At 63.0% G+C, this 16,660-nt stretch carries 12 protein-coding genes; 9 read left to right on the forward strand and 3 right to left on the reverse strand.

What is annotated here, in order from left to right:
* Positions 1-111 precede the first annotated feature (111 nt).
* Positions 112-1,683, forward strand: coding sequence for a hypothetical protein (locus HZI36_RS08615; RefSeq protein ID WP_179402227.1), 1,572 nt, complete (start codon positions 112-114; stop codon positions 1,681-1,683).
* Positions 1,684-2,090: 407 nt separating this feature from the next.
* Positions 2,091-2,246, forward strand: coding sequence for a hypothetical protein (locus tag HZI36_RS08620; RefSeq protein ID WP_179402228.1), 156 nt, complete (start codon positions 2,091-2,093; stop codon positions 2,244-2,246).
* 579 nt (positions 2,247-2,825) lie between these two features.
* Here HZI36_RS08620 and HZI36_RS08625 read toward each other — a convergent pair.
* Positions 2,826-4,808 carry a carboxypeptidase-like regulatory domain-containing protein gene (locus tag HZI36_RS08625; protein WP_179402229.1) on the reverse strand — a complete coding sequence of 661 codons (1,983 nt, stop codon included), beginning with the start codon at positions 4,806-4,808 and terminating at the stop codon, positions 2,826-2,828.
* Positions 4,809-5,155: 347 nt separating this feature from the next.
* On the reverse strand, positions 5,156-6,280 hold the full coding sequence (locus HZI36_RS08630; protein WP_179402230.1) for a helix-turn-helix transcriptional regulator: 1,125 nt from the start codon (positions 6,278-6,280) through the stop codon (positions 5,156-5,158).
* A gap of 140 nt (positions 6,281-6,420) precedes the next feature.
* Here HZI36_RS08630 and HZI36_RS08635 point away from each other — a divergent pair, with 140 nt between their 5' ends.
* Positions 6,421-6,723, forward strand: a complete 303-nt coding sequence (locus HZI36_RS08635) for a hypothetical protein (protein WP_179402231.1) — start codon at positions 6,421-6,423, stop codon at positions 6,721-6,723.
* A 236-nt stretch (positions 6,724-6,959) separates the two neighbouring features.
* Here HZI36_RS08635 and argC read toward each other — a convergent pair whose 3' ends face one another.
* Positions 6,960-7,886, reverse strand: coding sequence for an N-acetyl-gamma-glutamyl-phosphate reductase (gene argC, locus HZI36_RS08640; protein WP_179402232.1), 927 nt, complete (start codon positions 7,884-7,886; stop codon positions 6,960-6,962).
* Positions 7,887-8,010: 124 nt separating this feature from the next.
* Between argC and HZI36_RS08645 the strand changes: the two genes are divergently transcribed.
* The 6 genes from HZI36_RS08645 to HZI36_RS08670 all read left to right on the forward strand — a co-directional run bounded on the left by HZI36_RS08645 (position 8,011) and on the right by HZI36_RS08670 (position 16,646).
* Positions 8,011-8,895, forward strand: coding sequence for a LysR family transcriptional regulator (locus HZI36_RS08645; RefSeq protein WP_179402233.1), 885 nt, complete (start codon positions 8,011-8,013; stop codon positions 8,893-8,895).
* 250 nt (positions 8,896-9,145) lie between these two features.
* The gene (locus tag HZI36_RS08650) at positions 9,146-9,511 is read left to right on the forward strand and encodes a hypothetical protein (protein WP_179402234.1); all 366 of its coding nucleotides are present in this window, start codon (positions 9,146-9,148) and stop codon (positions 9,509-9,511) included.
* 166 nt (positions 9,512-9,677) lie between these two features.
* Positions 9,678-10,520, forward strand: coding sequence for an alpha/beta hydrolase (locus tag HZI36_RS08655; protein WP_246327015.1), 843 nt, complete (start codon positions 9,678-9,680; stop codon positions 10,518-10,520).
* 275 nt (positions 10,521-10,795) lie between these two features.
* Positions 10,796-14,344, forward strand: a complete 3,549-nt coding sequence (locus tag HZI36_RS26945; RefSeq protein WP_246327016.1) for an adenylate/guanylate cyclase domain-containing protein — start codon at positions 10,796-10,798, stop codon at positions 14,342-14,344.
* A 30-nt stretch (positions 14,345-14,374) separates the two neighbouring features.
* Positions 14,375-15,424 carry a patatin-like phospholipase family protein gene (locus HZI36_RS08665; protein ID WP_179402235.1) on the forward strand — a complete coding sequence of 350 codons (1,050 nt, stop codon included), beginning with the start codon at positions 14,375-14,377 and terminating at the stop codon, positions 15,422-15,424.
* 160 nt (positions 15,425-15,584) lie between these two features.
* The gene (locus HZI36_RS08670) at positions 15,585-16,646 is read left to right on the forward strand and encodes an SGNH/GDSL hydrolase family protein (RefSeq protein ID WP_179402236.1); all 1,062 of its coding nucleotides are present in this window, start codon (positions 15,585-15,587) and stop codon (positions 16,644-16,646) included.
* Positions 16,647-16,660 lie beyond the last annotated feature (14 nt).

Below are 16,660 nucleotides of genomic sequence, written 5' to 3' on the forward strand. Positions count from 1 at the left end.
CGGTGCGACGGTATCCGACCGTGGAGGCCACGACAACCTATCGCGATTTTGATACCTAGTAAAAAGTTGTCACTCGCATAGGATAGCGGCAACTTCTCTTCAAGGAAAAACATGCGGCCCGCTATAAACCAGCTGCCGACCCTAGGCTACCTGCACAAAGTCGTCTGCGACTGCCTGGGACTATGGAACAGCGATAACGAAGACATAAACTTCCACGTGGCTGCCACGGAGAAAGATCGGCGCATCGCGTTGCGGCAGGCTTTCGAGGCAATCAAAAGAGATGATGGAGTGTATGGAACTCTAGACGATCTGATCGTCGTGGCTGCCCAGTTGGCTCCAAAGGACACACAGAAGGTAAAAAAAAGCAGAACAATCCAGGCCTATGTCAATCACCTGTCCAAAACCGACTTTGAATCCGTCCATGAGTACAACGAGTTACGCCAGTACATTGAGACGTTGCTCGCTGAGCGTTACTCCCGCTGGGGCGTATCGGGACTGGCGGTAAAATTTTACACGTCGGCGCTCGCCCACTACCGGGAATTTGTTAGAGAGCACGCCTGCAATGCTCAGAGTCAGACGTACAGCTATCAGTGTTTTCTCAGTCAAGATCTTCGCTTACTGACGAGGACTCTGATCCGCGAGTTGCTACCAGACGACACGTGGCCGGATGCCGCACCGGATGCGCCGTGGCCTTTGAGGGGGTTCGCTGATGCGGCTAGCCAGATCAGCGGCATCTCGCTGCATAAGCTTCACCAGTACCACGAGTTTCAGCAGGAGGGGCCACTCAACGAGCAAGCATGGTCTCGCGACTTCACTTCCCAGCAAGTCAATACTCGGTCCAAACAGGTGATCGAACGACTACGTAAGCCCGGCCGGATGAAGTGGGAAACCTTTTATCCAACCCTTCAACCGCTGGCGTACCACCTGCCGAAGGCTACCCGTGAAAACGCATTTGCGATTCACGCGTTTTCGGCCATGATCGCTCACAACCTCAATGGCCATGTGGCTGATTGCGGGCCATTCGAGCCTCCAACGCGGGAGAGCCTGGCGGCCGCTCAAGTTGCGCACAGTCATTCAGTACCCAGTAGCGACCTGCTTGATCGGCTGGTCAACGACTACTCCATCAATCATGAAGCCTTCGCTCAGCAGGTACGCTACTGCTATCGAGCTCTGCTCGACGGGATCAGGAGCTTACCCGGCTCACTGAACCTCGCTGTAGCCATTCCGGGTAGCCTAGACCTGGTTTACGGGGATGAACATAGGCAGTTCATCGAAGGGGCCTGGCCAGAAACGTTACTAAACGGCCCCAACTGGCTCAACGAATGGGCTCGCGCCCGGGATGCCATGTTCGCCGGTGACGGCCTGCTGGCTCTCACGCACTTCAATTCAGCACTTGAACAGGCAAAGTACGCCGCGGGTTCACTATTCGTCCCGTTTTACATCCAGGTCTGTGCCTTCTGTAAGTCGCAGTATCGGCTGCATTCAGCGCGAAACGAGGAGGAATTGTTCGAGCGGTTCTATGAAGGCTTGGGCGAGAATGCCGCGACCTATGCGGCAATGCTCGGCTATATCCCACAGCACGTCCGGGACCCCGTGACTCTGATGCCCCGCGTGACGGCACCCCGGAAGTTTGAATCTATTACCCGCGCTATCGACGCACTTGCAAAAGCCTTGCGAAGCTGAGCCGTCCAGACTTTCATCGGCACGTCCTATGTAGGCCAAGCTTTCAAACGCATCACTAAGCCGGAGAGTGATGCAACCCCAAGTGATCCGGCAAGGAGATAAAAATGAGCAAAAGTAGCGGTAGTGGCGGCCGTAGTGGTGGTTCCCACGGCGGTGGCGGTAATGGTGGCGGGGCTACCGGTGGTGGACGTGGCCAGGGGAATGGCGGTGGATGGCCAAGTGGAACGGGTAAGCCATCCGGCGGAGGGCGCAGCAATGCACCAGTCGGCGGTGGCAAAAAGTAGGTTTGGCGCTGGTTTGGCCTTTTGATTCCGTCGAGAGGGCCCGCAAACAGCTTGTGGGCTCTCTTCGCGGCTTCGCCGCTACGGCGGTCCTTCACGTCAAACGTTGGCTAGCAAGGAGGTTGCATGGCCTATCACTATCAATGTGCAGCGTGTTATTGCACTCTGCACCTAGAGGCAGCAGAAAACGACGAGCCCGTGTACAGCGTCGTAACCGGCGAGCTTTGTTTATCATGTCAATCTCAAAAAGATGCGCAGCGCTACGACGACGATGATGATTGAAGTTCGGCAGCCCAGCTAGCTAAACACTTCACTTTCGTCAAACGTTGATCGCCAAAATTGGCCGCTGATTAGCAACGCTCCGAGGCCGCCAAGGTCGATCATACTGGCTGACTGCTGCACTTAAATAGCGGCCATCGAACGAACGCTGCCCTGAACGGCGGTAGTGGGTCGTCTACAGCCGGCCGCGTCGGGCGAAAGTAGCCGTCGCATTTGGCTAAACGCTAGCGCCACGGCCGAAACCCAGAAAAGTCGTGTGTCGAAAACTGTAGTGCAATCAGACAAAGCAGTAATGAAACGATGGCCTGCTTCAACGCAATAGCTGCGATGGTATTGTCGGAGCTTTCATGTTTGGCAATACTCTAAAGCCAAAGCCTGAAGCTGCGCGAGAATCCAACTAGTATAGGCCCGGAGATGAGCGATCGAGGTCAATCGACCGACGATAAGAAACGGTGCGAGATAAGGACGGGATTTCTATAGCAGATCAAGTGATGCGGGCTTTTTTGTCGATGAACCTCGATACACGCGGCCGGTCCCATCAGGGAACTGGCCGCGTGCGCCTATCGGCACCCACCCGCCGCGCTAGAACGAGTCGGGTGCGCTGATGCTGTTGCGGAAGTTCTGGTTGTCCCAGAACCGCACGCCGTACGCGTTCCTGTCGCGCAACTGCACGAGCCGGAACGTGCCCGTGGACGTATTGGCCGCCTGGAATGTACTGCCCGACGGCGCGTTGACCGTCACCGACGTTGCGCCGGCCGGCACCGACGCAGTATTGAGCAACGCGCCGCTGTTCGTGCCCGTCTCGACCAGTGCTACAGACACGGGCGGCTGCCCCACCGCAGGCGTGAAGTCCACTGGCACCGACGCGACCGCGCCGGCTTCCGAGCCGTTCGCGCTCAGGAAGTTCGACACGACGTCCGAGCCAAGCGTCGCCCATGGCGCCTGCGCACCCAATGTCGCGTCGGCGGGCGGCGTCACGTTGACAACGCTCACCTGGTCGAGCTGATTCCCGCTGCTGTCGTATAGCGTGAACGTGTAGGTCGAATCCGCGGGCAACGTGCTCACGTCGAGCGGCGCCGCGCTCCAGTAGCCTCGCCTCGGCGGCGTGAACGTCGCCGACGGCGACACCGTCGCCCACGACCAGCGAAACTCATTCGTATCGTCGCCGGCGAGCGCCGGGCTCTTCGGCGGCGACGACGGCTGCGTGCCGGGAATCGTCAGCGAGTCGTCGCCGACGACGCTCGAGCGCATCATGTACAGGCCGCCAGCCGGCAGCCCCGGACCGGTCACGAGCGCCGAGTAGATATTCGTGCCGTTCGGGCCATTCAGGTTCACGTTCAGGTTCACGCCCGCATCATAGAAGTTCACGTCCGGATTGCCGGTGCTGTTCACGAATGAGTCATAGAATATCCGCCGCGTGACGCGCGTCTGCGCGGAGATGTCGTACTTCAGCTGGTTGCCGATCACGTCCCATGCGACCTGCGTGCCGCCCGGCAGCGTGATCGTCGTCGGCACCGCCTGCACACGCGTCGCGAACATGTACTGCGCGACGCTCGAGCCGCTGCCGATCGAATACGGAACGCGGATCGTCGCACTCGATCCGTCGGCGGCGATCGAAACGATCTGCGGCGTGCCGAGCGCGAGCGACGTCGACTTCAGGTCGGTATCGAACTGCTGGATGTTCGTGTAGCCGTTGTCCATGTACGCGGCATCGAACACCTCGGAGCAGGCCGCGCTGTTCGAGCCGGTCAGGCACGCGGTCATCGCCGGTGCGAGCGCGCTCAGGTATGCGGACAGGTTCGAGAAGTTCGTCGCGAACGCGCTGGATGGCGCTGGAATCGGCGGCGGTGGGCTGTTTGCGCCGGCGGTGCTGAGTGTCAGGAAGCCGGCGCCCTGCGTCGTGCCGGCGGGCAGCGGCAGCTTGCTCGCGAGATAAGTCGCCGCGCCCTGCTGCTCGATCTGCACGAGATCGATCACCGCGTCGGCACCGGTGTGGTTCGCGGTGAACGGCGTCGACACTGCGTCGAACGTGCCCGTCACGCCGTTCGCGGAGAGCAGTTTCCCGAGATACGTGTCGAGCGTCGCCGATGCCTTCTGCGCACTCGCCGACGTGACCGAAGACAGCGACACCGGCGCGCCCGGCGTCACAAAATCGAGCGCGTTACCGTCGGGCGTCTGCAGCGCGGCGATCGCGGTCGTCAGCGTCGTCACGTTCGCGACCGACGTGCTGCCGCCCGCCGGCAAACTCGGCAAGGCGGTGACGAGCTGGCTCACCTGCCCGGTCGGATCGGTCGCGACGAGCGCGACGGGCGCGGTCAGCTTCGTCGTGTCGAGCGTGTAGTTTCCGTTCGCGTCGGCAGTGGCGGAGGCGGTCGCGCCGTTGACGTCGGTCGCCGCGACGAGCGCGTTCGCGACCGGATTGCCGCTCGCGACCGTTCCCTGGATCGATGCGTTTTGCGCGGGCGTCGAGCCGCCGCCGCTGTTGCTGCCCCCGCCGCACGCGACGAGCATGCAGGCGGCCGCGATCGCGGTCAGAGTGCCGCGTGACTGGTTGGTGTAAGACATGACTCCCCCTGTTCATCAGGCAAATACAGACGTGATGTGCAATGCGCGTAGTTCTGAATCTAGTCGCCGCATCGAAGGGGAGTCATGCCTCATTTGCGGGGGGGAAAAGTCCTGATGCGGCGTGATATCCGGTTCTGTTTGCGTGGGCTCGCCAACATGGCGTCGGTTGTTTGAAATACAGCCGTCAGGGATTCGCATGATATGCGCTCCCGCACGCGTCGTGCCGATGCGGTGCGGTGTTAACGCGAATTGTCGACCTGATTTCGATGCGCGATGTACCGCCCAATGACGGCACCGCTCGCAAGGCGCTGCGCGACCTCACGATGAGGTCTTTGGGACCGACACACTCAGGGCGGCGGCACCATCGCGTACCTGAGCACGAGCGAGACGAGCTCGCCCTGGCGATGCGTGCTGGTCTTCAGCATCACTGTCTTCAACATGCTTCGGATCGTGTGCTTGCTGACACCCTTGCGAAACGCGATTGTGTCAAGATCGTCGCCGTTCGCAAGCTCGCTTGCGAGCCTCGCCTCGGCCGGCGTCAAGCCGAACAACGCCTGCAATGACTCGACCTGTGCGCTGCCTTGTTCCCCATCGGACACGAGTAGCATCGCCATCGGGACGCTCGCGATGGCGCCTAGCTCGCCGGCTTGCACGGGCGCAACGCGCACCGAGAGCGGTCGGCCGCCGGCTCGCGGCACTGCAAGCGCCCACAACTCGCTTGGGCGCCTGAAGATGATCTCGCGACGGGAATTCTCACCAATCCGCGCGAGCAACTTATGCGTCATTTCGGGCGACTCGCAGCACAGCCGCCCCTGACGTTCGAGCAGGCCTTGGTCTCTGCGCAGCAACTCGACGGCTGGCCGGTTCGCATACAACACCTTGCCACTCGCGTCAGTCAACAGCAGTGGCGTGACGAGGCTGTCGAGCGCTGCGAGTGCCATGTCGCGCCGGATCGCCTGTGTGAGAAACGTCGAGCGCATTTGCAGCGCGCGCTGCAGATGCGGAATCAACCGTTGCAGATGTCGCCTCTCGGGTTCGCCGAACTCGCCTGCCGTGCCGTTGTGATGAACGCCGATCAGCGCGACTTCGTTCTCGCCGACCGACATCGAAGACGCCACGACATGAACGATATCGGCCTTTCTGAAGAACGCATAGTGCTCAGTGCGATTGAGCGCGCGGGCCGTCATCAGCTCGTGCGAAATCCAGGCCTGACCGAACGGTCTCGTGAGCGCATAATTCGACCAGATATCGACACTCCGATAATGCTCACGATATTCGTCAACCATCGAGGGTTCGACATTATCAGTGATCCCAATGACACGAACGTCCCTGCCGTTCCTGACCTGTAGCGTGCAACTGTGTGTCGAGAAGGATTCTGCGATCAGGCGGCTGACATCGTTCCACCGCGTGTCATCCATCGCGGCACCGTAAAGCTCAGTTAAGAGTCGGCTGAATTCATCAAGCGCCATCATGTGGACACCCCGGGCTCAATCATTCCGACGTGCTCGATTTTTTGGATGCGGTCTGCCTCGTTCGACGGAGGCCTAACTCACTTGGATCATGCGACCCTTACGCATCGAGCCTAGCATGAAACTGGCTCGCGCTGCCGAACATGACTTTCCTGATGAGCGATGCGCACACCACATCTCGGATCTCGGGGCAGGCCATGAACGGCATCGACGCAAACGCGCTGTCGACGTTGATTCATCTGGTTTATGTGGTGGCATGGGCCCCGACGAAATGGCGGGTCTTTCTCGACCGGTTCGCGACGGCGGCCGGAGCCGAGGGTAGCGTGCTGTTTACTCACGATTTTTGCGACTCGTCGGTCGTGCTCGACGACGCTGCGCCGATGGAATACATGCGCTTTGATCCGGCCTTCAGCGAGCGGGAGCCGCGCGTCGGCACCGGGCTCTAGGTCGGGCGGCTGTGCTCGGTCACGCGGACTTCGGCGAGGGCCACGCTGGTGCACGAGGCAACCGGCCTCGCTGACGAGACGGCGGCGGATTCTATCGCAACAATTGGCTAGCCGAAACCGGTCGCGCGCATCGACGGAGTTCGGCCAGTTTGAAACATTCGACGACCCCGACCAGATTGCCAGCAATCGTTGGCATATAGTTGCAGCCGAACATCAGCGTAAGCCATCGGCCACCATTACTGCGCGAGCATCAGGTTCAGGTTCTGAACCGCAGCGCCGGCTGCGCCTTTGCCGAGATTATCGAAAACCGCGGATAGGAGAACGTGCCCGTGTTCCATATTAGGAAACACGCTTAAGCGCATATCGTCCGTACCGTTCAGTGCCTGCGGATCCAGCTGCTTTAAACCGCACGATTCGTGCAGCGGCAAGACATCTACATGGGCCGCCCCGGCATAGTGGCGTGCGAGGCACGCGTGTAACGTGGCGCCGTCTACATTGGGTGCCAGCAGCCGCGCATCCAAGGGCACCGTTAGCACGATACCCTGGCGGAACCCACCATACGCAGGGACGAAGATCGGACGCCGCGCGAGTCCGGCGTGCTGCTGGATCTCCGGGGTGTGCTTGTGCGCGAGCTCCAGACCATACACCTGGTACGACGGTGCGTTGACAGCACCCGGCCCCTCGTGTTCTTCCACGCCGGCACGCCCGCGTCCGGAGTAACCAGACACCGCGTAAATGCTGACCGAGTAGTTCCCTGGAATGAGCCCGGCGTGCAGCAGGGGACGCAGCAGGCCAATTGCACCGGTCGGATAGCAACCTGGATTGGTGACCCGACGTGCGGTCGCAATGCGCTCAGCCTGTCCCGGAGTCATTTCCGGAAAGCCGTATGTCCAGTCCGGCTGTGTACGATGGGCGGAACTTGCGTCGATTACTCTGACGGCAGGGTTCACAATGGCGTCCACCGCCTCGCGCGCGGCGTCATCGGGCAGGCAGAGGATGGCGATGTCGCAGGCGTTGATGGCTTCGGCGCGACGCCTGGAATCCTTGCGTTCCGCCGCGGGAAGCGTGACCAGTTTCAGATCGGTCCGGCCGCGAAGCCGTTCGTGAATTTGCAACCCGGTGGTGCCTTGGTCGCCGTCGATGAAAACAAGGGGAGAGCTCATGCGCGCGATACTCCGGTGACTGGTAACGGGTGGAACGAGCCTGTCATCTTCCGCACACCGCTAGAATAGCGAAAGTTGAATTTCATAACCTGAACATTCAGTTTTTCTGAATCGGGATGTCGACATGCGAGAGATCAGCCTGGACCGCTTGCGCACCCTGGTCGCTATTGCCGACCGTGGCTCATTCGCCGATGCGGCGCGTGCGTTGCATCTGGCGCCACCAACGGTCAGCCTCCACATCGCTGAACTGGAAGAGCGCATCGGGGCTCCACTCCTGTCGCGCAAGCGTGGACATGTTCGGCCGTCGGCAACAGGCGAGTTGTTGGTCGAGCGCGCACGTCGACTGTTGGCCGACGCGGAACAGGCGTTAGACGATGTTCACCGCCAGGTTCAAGGGCTTGTCGGCCGCGTTCGGCTCGGAGCATCGACGGGCGCGATTGCGCATCTTTTGCCGCAAGCGCTTGAAGTGCTGCGTCAGCACCATCCCGCTATCGATATTCAGATCGCGGTACTCACCTCGCATGAAACGCTAACCCGATTGGCGGATGGGACGCTGGATATTGGGCTGGTCGCACTGCCTCAGCCTCCGGTGGCTGGACTCGTGATAAAGCCTTGGCGCCGCGATCCCGTGATGGCCTTTGTGCCGGCGCATTGGCAGTGTCCGGCTCGCATTACGCCTGAATGGCTCGCCGCTCAACCTCTCATTCTCAATGATGCGACCACGCGTCTCTCGCGTCTGACTGCAGAGTGGTTTGCGACCGGAGGGCACCATCCCGCGCCGCGCATTCAGCTCAATTACAACGACGCGATCAAGAGTCTGGTAGCGGCAGGTTATGGCGCGGCGCTATTGCCTCATGAGGCCACTACGCCATTACCCGACAGGCGCATTGTCATGCGTCCACTGCGTCCGGCGCTGTGGCGTCGGCTCGGCATTGCGCATCGTGCGGGGCACGTCGAGCGTTCCACGCAACATGTACTCGATGCATTGTGGGATCTGCGATTAGTGTAGGAGTTTGCCCTTCGCGCTTGAGAGCGGCCAGGAGCGGCCAGTCGACATCACCGCGTAGATCGTCGACACCCATTAGCGGGCCTCTACGTTATGTGCGTCATGCCACATATCCGATTTCCGCGATCAGCGTACAATGAAAATGGCAGAAGGCCGTAGTCCACGTCTGACGCGAGGCTGTCGCACTCGCGTCCGAGCACTTCCGTCGTACCGACCTAAAAAGAAAATAAATCGGCACATCAGGAGCCTGACCATGAACAAACTGCTTGCCATCCTGCTCTTCATCCCCGCAGCCGTTTTTGCACAGGGAACGACGTTTCCCGAAGGTTCCACCGCGCCGAGCGCGTCCGACATCCAACAACACCTTTCCGGCAAGACATTCGACATCAAACTTGCCGATGGCACCATGTGGCATGTCCAATATGGTGCAAGCGGAGACTACGACTTCAAGTCGAGCAAGGGATTTTCCGATCACGGCGACTGGACGGCCAAGGACGGCAAGATCTGTAGCAAAGGCAACAAGATTCCCTACTCCTGTAACGACGTTCGCATGAAAGGCGACGACCTGTTTCTCAAACGCGACAGCGGCGAGATAATCCAGTTCGTCGAATCGCACTGAATCCCGCCGGGAGGAAGGCCACGGATCGGGCGGCTACAGTTCTGTACGCGTATCCCTACGGTGACCACGCTGACGAAGAGGGTCTGCCACATTCCAGTCGGCAGCGTCGGGTTGCCTGGTACAGCTTTGATTCGGCCGTGGCCGCCACCACATGATTGATCCCGTCATGAGCTCACGTCCCTGGTTTCTTTGCTTCCGTGTTGCCGCTGCGCGGACGCGATGCGCGGGTGCGTGGCTCCTCGCGATCGTGCTGGCACTGTACTGTTATCCGGCTTGCGCACAAAACCTCCCGAAGATAGTCGACCTCCCTACTCGTCCCGGTGTCACCCAGCGGATTCTTTTCATTTCGCCCGAAGCGCCAAAGGCGGCAGCAATTCTCTACGCCGGAGGGCATGGTGGCCTGCAACTGGACCGGGATGGAAAGTTTGGTTGGGGGGAAGACAACTTCCTCGTGCGTACCAGAATGCTGTTCGTCAACAATGGCATTGCCGTAGCAGTCATCGACGCGCCGAGTGACAGGCAGTCGGCGCCATATCTCAACGGCTTTCGACTCACGCGGGAACATGCCGACGATGCGCGCGCCGTCATCGCGTGGTTGAGGGAGCAGATGCACGTACCAGTCTGGCTTGTCGGAACCAGCCGCGGCACACAATCTGTAGCTTCCATCGCCATTGCGCTAGCCGACGGCGGCGGCGTAGACGGCATCGTATTGACCTCCACCATCCTTCGAGACGATAGGGGCGGCGATCCGGTCACGAACATGAATCTCGCTGACATCAAGATTCCGGTGCTGGTCGTGCATCACGAGGAAGACGGTTGTAAGTATTGTCCCGTGTCTGAAACGGATTCCCTCATGCGCAAGTTGACCCAATCGCCCAGAGCGAACTTGATGATCGTGTCCGGAGGCATGTCTCAAGGGGACCCATGCGAAGCGTTTGGCTATCACGGCTTCAATGGCATAGAGGGGGCCGTCGTCAATGCGATCTCCGCGTGGATGCTCGCGCGTTGAGCACACTGGGAGTGACACCGCACGTGTCCTGATTGCGGGGACTGTCAGCTTCTTCGCGACAACTCACTGAAATGGGTTAGCGATGATTTTCGGCCACCTGACTGTTCTCGCCGCGCTCGCGTATCAGGTCGTGACGGTCCACGGCTGACCGTCCGGTCTTCGGCCGGGCATGGCGGCGGGCCCCGCCGGTCGGCGCGAGCGCCGCCTCGTCTTGCTGCCGGCTGATACGGCGCCTAATGTTTAAAGCGCAGGTATCAGGCAAAGGATGGGGCCATATGCGCTGCGCAATCTGCGGATCCGACAATCCGGCCGGAGCCGGCTCGTGCGAGTCGTGCGGCGCGGCGCTGCCGCGCGCGTGCCCGCGCTGTGGCCACGCGGCGGACGCGTCGGCCAAGTTCTGCAGCGAATGCGGCGCGCCGCTGACCGATGCAAACGCCACGCGCCCCCCGAACCCGGCGTTCGTCACGCGGCCGTCTCCCGCGCCGGTCCACTACACGCCGCGCCACCTCGCCGACCGGATCCGCGCCGAGCAGGCGGCGATGCAGGCGCGCGGCGAACCCGCGGGCGAACGCAAGACGATCACCGCGCTGTTCGCCGACATGGCCGGCTCCACCGCGCTGATTCACAACCTGGATCCGGAAGAGGCGCAGCATCTGATCGAGCCCGTCGTCGCGCTGATGATGGACGCGGTGCACTACTACGACGGCTACGTCGCGAAGTCGCTCGGCGACGGCATCCTCGCGCTGTTCGGCGCGCCGATCGCGCATGAGGACCACGCGCAGCGCGCGCTGTACGCGGCGCTGCGGATGCAGGACGCGATGCGCCGCCACGGCGACCGGATCCGTCTGGAGAAAGGCATTCCGCTGCAGATTCGCGTCGGGGTCCACACGGGTGAGGTCGTCGTGCGCTCGATCCGCACCGACGACCTGCACACCGATTACGATCCGGTCGGCCACACGATCCACATCGCGTCGCGGATGGAGGGCATCGCCGCGCCGTCGTCGATTCTGGTCAGCGAGCCGACGTACCGGCTCGCCGACGGCTATTTCGAGTTCAAGGCGCTCGGCGCCGCGCAGGTCAAAGGCATTCCGGAGCCGCTCGTCGTGCACGAGGTGCTCGGCCCGGGCCCGCTGCGCACGCGCCTTCAGCTCGCCGCGCGTCGCGGCCTCGCGCGGTTCGTCGGCCGCGAGACCGAGCTCGAGCACCTGCACCGCGCGCTGGGCGAGACGGCGGCGGGGCGCGGACAGGTCGTCGGCGTCGTCGGCGAGGCGGGCATCGGCAAGTCGCGGCTCTTTCACGAGTTCGTCGAGCGGTCGCGGCGCGGTTGCCTGGTGCTGGAAACGTTCTCCGTGTCGCACGGCAAGGCGTTCGCGTATCTGCCGCTGATCGAGCTGTTGAGAAACTACTTCCTGATCGGCGCGCACGACGACGCGCGCCGCTGCCGCGAAAAAGTGATGGGCAAGGTGCTGGCGCTTGATCGCGCGTTCGAGGGGCTGCTGCCTTACCTGCTCTATCTGCTCGGCGTCGGCGCCGGCGCCGGCGCTGCGGGTGGCGCAGAGGCCGGCGCAGAGGCCGGCGCAGGCGCCAGTGCAGGCGCCAGTGCAGGGGCCAGCGCAGGAGCCAGTGCAGGAGCCAGTGCAGGAGCCAGTGAAGCGGCGCTCGCGGACATGGACCCGCAGATCCGCCGTGACCGGACGTTCGACGCGATCGCTCAGTTGCTCGCGCGCGAGAGTCGCGATCAGCCGGTCGAGCTGCTGTTCGAGGATCTGCAATGGCTGGACCGCGAGACCGAGGCGTTTCTCGCGTACCTGATCGAGCGCGTCGCCGACACGCGGATTCTGCTGCTCGTGAACTACCGGCCGGAGTATGCGCCCGCATGGGCGCAACTCGGCGCGCATGCGCCGCTGCGGCTCGAGCCGCTCGGCGCCGGCGATGCGCAGGGCCTGCTCGCGGCGCTGCTCGGCGACGACCGCACGCTCGCGCCGCTCACGCGTCTGATCCTCGAGAAGACCGAGGGCAATCCGTTCTTCATCGAGGAGGTGGTCCGGACGCTGGCCGAGGAGCAGGCGCTGCTCGGCGAGCCCGGCCGCTACCGGATCGAGCGCACGCCGGCCGCGCTGCACATTCCGGCGACCGTGCAGGGCGTGCTCGCCGCGCGGATCGACCGGCTGCCGATCGCCGAAAAGGAGCTGCTGCAGACTCTCGCGGTGATCGGCAAGGCGTTTCCGTTCAGTCTGGTTCAGCGCATTTGCGGCGGCCGGCTCGCGCGCACCGACGACGAGCTGCGCGGCCGGCTCGCGTATCTGGAGACCGCGGAGTTCATCGACGAGCGGCCCGCGTTTCCGGACGTCGAGTACACGTTCAAGCACGCGCTGACGCAGGAAGTCGCCGGCCACTCGCTGCTGTCGGAGCGGCGCGCGGCGCTGCACGAACTCACCGCGCAGGCGATCGAGACGCTGTTCGCGAATCGGATCGCCGACTATTGCAGCGAGCTCGCGCACCACTACAGTCTGAGCGGCAATATCCCGAAGGCCGTCGAATATCTGCATCGCAGCGCGGAGCAGGCGCTTCGGCATTCCGCGCATCTCGACGCGATGCGGCATCTCGGCGTGGCGGTCGATCTGCTCAAGCGCTTGCCGGACACGCCCGAGCGCGCGCGTCAGGAGTTGCCGCTGCTGCTGGCGCTCGGGCCGGCGTTGATGGTGTTGCGCGGTTTTGCGTCGTCGGAGGTCGAGGCGACCTACACGCGCGCGCTTGCGCTGTGCGAGCAGATCGGCGAGACGTCGCAGGTCTTTCCGGTGCAGCTCGGGCTCAGAACCTACTATCAACTGCGCGCCGAATACGTGACCGCGCGCGAGATCAGCAGGCGCTTGCTCCGCATCGCCGAGCAGGCGAACGATCCGGAACTGCTCGTCGAGGCGCACGGCGCGCTCGGCACGAACCTGTTCTTCCTCGGCGATCTCGGCGCCGCCCGCGCGCATCTGGAGCAGGCGCTAGCGCTCTACGATCCCGATGAGCACCAGACGCATATCTACGTGTCCGGCGTGGATCCGGGCATTCGCGCGATGAACTGTCTGAGCGGCCTGCTGTGGCAACTCGGCTACCCCGATCAGGGCGCGCGGCAGTGCGACGCGATGCTCGCGCTGGCGCGACGAATCGCGTATGCGCCGACGCTCGCGCTGGTGCTGACGTTCTCGGCTCTGATGCGTGTGCTGAGAGGCGAGGCGGCGCCGGCCCGCGAGAGCGCGGAGGCCGTGATCACGCTCGCGACCGAGCAGGGATTTCCGGTCTGGCTCGCATTGGGAAAGACGCTGCGTGGCTGGGCGCTGACCGAGCAAGGCAGCCTGCAGGACGGGATCGCGCAGATGCGCGACGGGCTCGACGCTTACCACGCGACCGGCGCCGAGATGCAGCGCACGCTGTATCTGGCGATACTCGCCGATCGCTACCTGAAAGCGGGCGACATCGACGCCGGACTCGGCGCGATCGACGAAGCGATGTCGATGGTGGGGCGATCCGGCGAGCATTGCTACGAGTCCGAGCTGCATCGTGTCAAGGGATGCCTGCTGCTGCGCGCATCCGCGCGCGACGAAGAGGCGGAGCGCTGTTTCGGCAACGCGATCGCGATCGCCCGCGATCAGCGCGCGCGGTCGTTCGAGTTGCGTGCGACGTCGAACCTCGCGCATTTGTGGCAGCGCAAAGGCAAGACCGCCGAAGCGCGGCAGAGGTTGACCGACGTCTATCGCACATTCACGGAAGGCTTCGACACCGCCGACCTACGGGAAGCGAAAGCATTGCTCGACACATTGCAGGCGCTCGCCTGACGCCGATCCGCACCGACGAGGAGAATGAAGATGGCAACGAACCCGACCGGACATCGGAGCCGTGAAGAACACAAGCCGGTCGCGCTCGCGTTGCAGGGCGGCGGGATGCACGGCGCGTTCACGTGGGGCGTGCTCGACCGGCTGCTCGAGGACGGCCGGCTCGACGTCGAAGGCGTGAGCGCGACGAGCGCCGGCGCGATGAATGCGGTCGTGCTCGCGTACGGGTTGCAGCAGGGCGGCGCGGACGGCGCGCGCGGCGCGCTGCACGATTTCTGGCTGGCCGTCGCGGAATCGGCCGAGCGCTACAACCCGCTGCGCTGGATACCGTGGCTGAAAGGCACGCACAGCTTCGGGCTCGACCATTCGCCGATGTACGCGTTCGCGGACATGATGCTGCGCATTTTCTCGCCGTATCAGTTCAACCCGGGCAACCTGAATCCGCTGCGCGAGGTGCTGGAGAGCAAGGTCGATTTCGCCGCGTTGCGCAAGCGTTGCCCGATCGGCCTCTATCTGTGCGCGACGAACGTCGAGACCGGCAAGATCCGGATCTTCACGGGCGACGACGTCAGCGCGGACGCGGTGCTCGCGTCCGCGTGCGTGCCGACGCTGTTCCAGGCGGTGACGATCGACGGCGAGCACTACTGGGACGGCGGCTTCATGGGCAACCCGGCGATCTTCCCGCTGATTTACCACTGCGATACGCACGACGTGGTGATCGTCCACATCAATCCGGTCGTGCGGCGCGGCGTGCCGACCACCGCGGCCGACATTCTGAACCGGATCAACGAGGTGAGCTTCAATTCGTCGCTGATGCGCGAGTTGCGCGCGATCGCGTTCGTGACGACGCTGATCCAGCAGGGCAAGGTCGATCGCGGCGAGATGAAGGAGATGCTGATTCATTCGATCCGGTCCGACGACACGATGAGCGCGCTCAGCGTGTCGAGCAAGTACAACGCGGATTGGGATTTCCTCTGCAAGCTGCGCGACAGCGGGCGGCGCGAGGCCGATGCGTGGCTCGCGAAGCACTACCATGACGTCGGCCAGCGATCGAGCGTCGATATCCGGCAAGCGTTTCTCTGAATCGATCCGCCTATTCCTCCCACGTTTTCCCCTATGGCCGGGGGCCCGTGCCCGTCGATAAATTCGGATCGGAACCCGATGCGGGGTCCGGTATCGATAACGACAGTCGGGAGACAAACAATTGAGAGCGACGTGGGCCAAAGCGTGGATTGCATCCGCGATGTTCGTCATGCTGGGTAGCGTGCTGACCGCGTGCGGCGACGGCACGAGCGACAACCGGACCGAGATCCGGTCCGTCACGGTGTTCGGCGACAGCCTGAGCGACGTGGGCACGTATCACGCGGCGACCGGAGATCCCGCGAATCCGGGCAAGTTCACCGTGAATCCGGGCAACGTGTGGGTCGAGAACGTCGCCGCGTTCTACGGCCTGACGGTCACGCCGAACCGTTCGCTGACGATGGACAAGGACGCCAGCGGCGGCGCGACCACGCAAGTGGGTACGGCCACCGTGATCGGCGGAAACGGTTATGCGGAAGGCGGCGCACGCGTGTCGCAACTCCCGAGCGAAAGCGGCGTCGGCAACAATCAGCTGGTCTCGCCGGTGACGCAGCAGGTCGCGCGTTACCTGGCCGCGCACGGATCGTTTTCGCCGAACGCGCTCGTGATCGTCGACGGCGGCGCGAACGACACGTATGCGCAGTTCAGCGCGATGTGCTGGGGGACCGACGACAACGGTATCGGCGCCGGCAACACGACGCTCGACGTCGCGACGGCCGCGATCGCGAAGGCCGCGAACGACGAGGTCGCGCTGGTCAGGCAGATCGTGAACAACGGTGCGCGCGCCGTGCTGGTCGCGTCCGCCGGCGACTGGAGCGTGAACCCGTTCGGCCGCCAGTATCTGTCGAGCGCGTACCAGAGCACCGGGTGCTACACGCCGGTGCCGGCGTCGCAGATCTCCGCGTGGACGACGCAGTTCGATCAGATCCTGTCCGCCGGCGTGGCGAACCTGCCGGGCGTGATCTACCTGGATACGTCGGCCGTATTCGGCGACGTGATCGCGAATCCGGCAAACTACGGCTTCGTCAACGTCACCGATCCGGCCTGCAACAACACGACGCCGACGAACAGCGCGGTATTCTGCACGGACGCGACGCTCGTGTCGCCGAATGCCACGCAGACGTACTTCTGGTCCGATGCGTTCCATCCGACGCCGCACGGGCACGCGATCCTGTCGGATCGGGCGCTGGCGTTGCTGATGCAGTACACGAGGCAGCCGGACTAATGTGAACCGCCACG

Origin of the sequence: Burkholderia guangdongensis (genome assembly GCF_013403875.1) — a bacterium.
Taxonomy (GTDB): Bacteria; Pseudomonadota; Gammaproteobacteria; order Burkholderiales; family Burkholderiaceae; genus Burkholderia; species Burkholderia guangdongensis.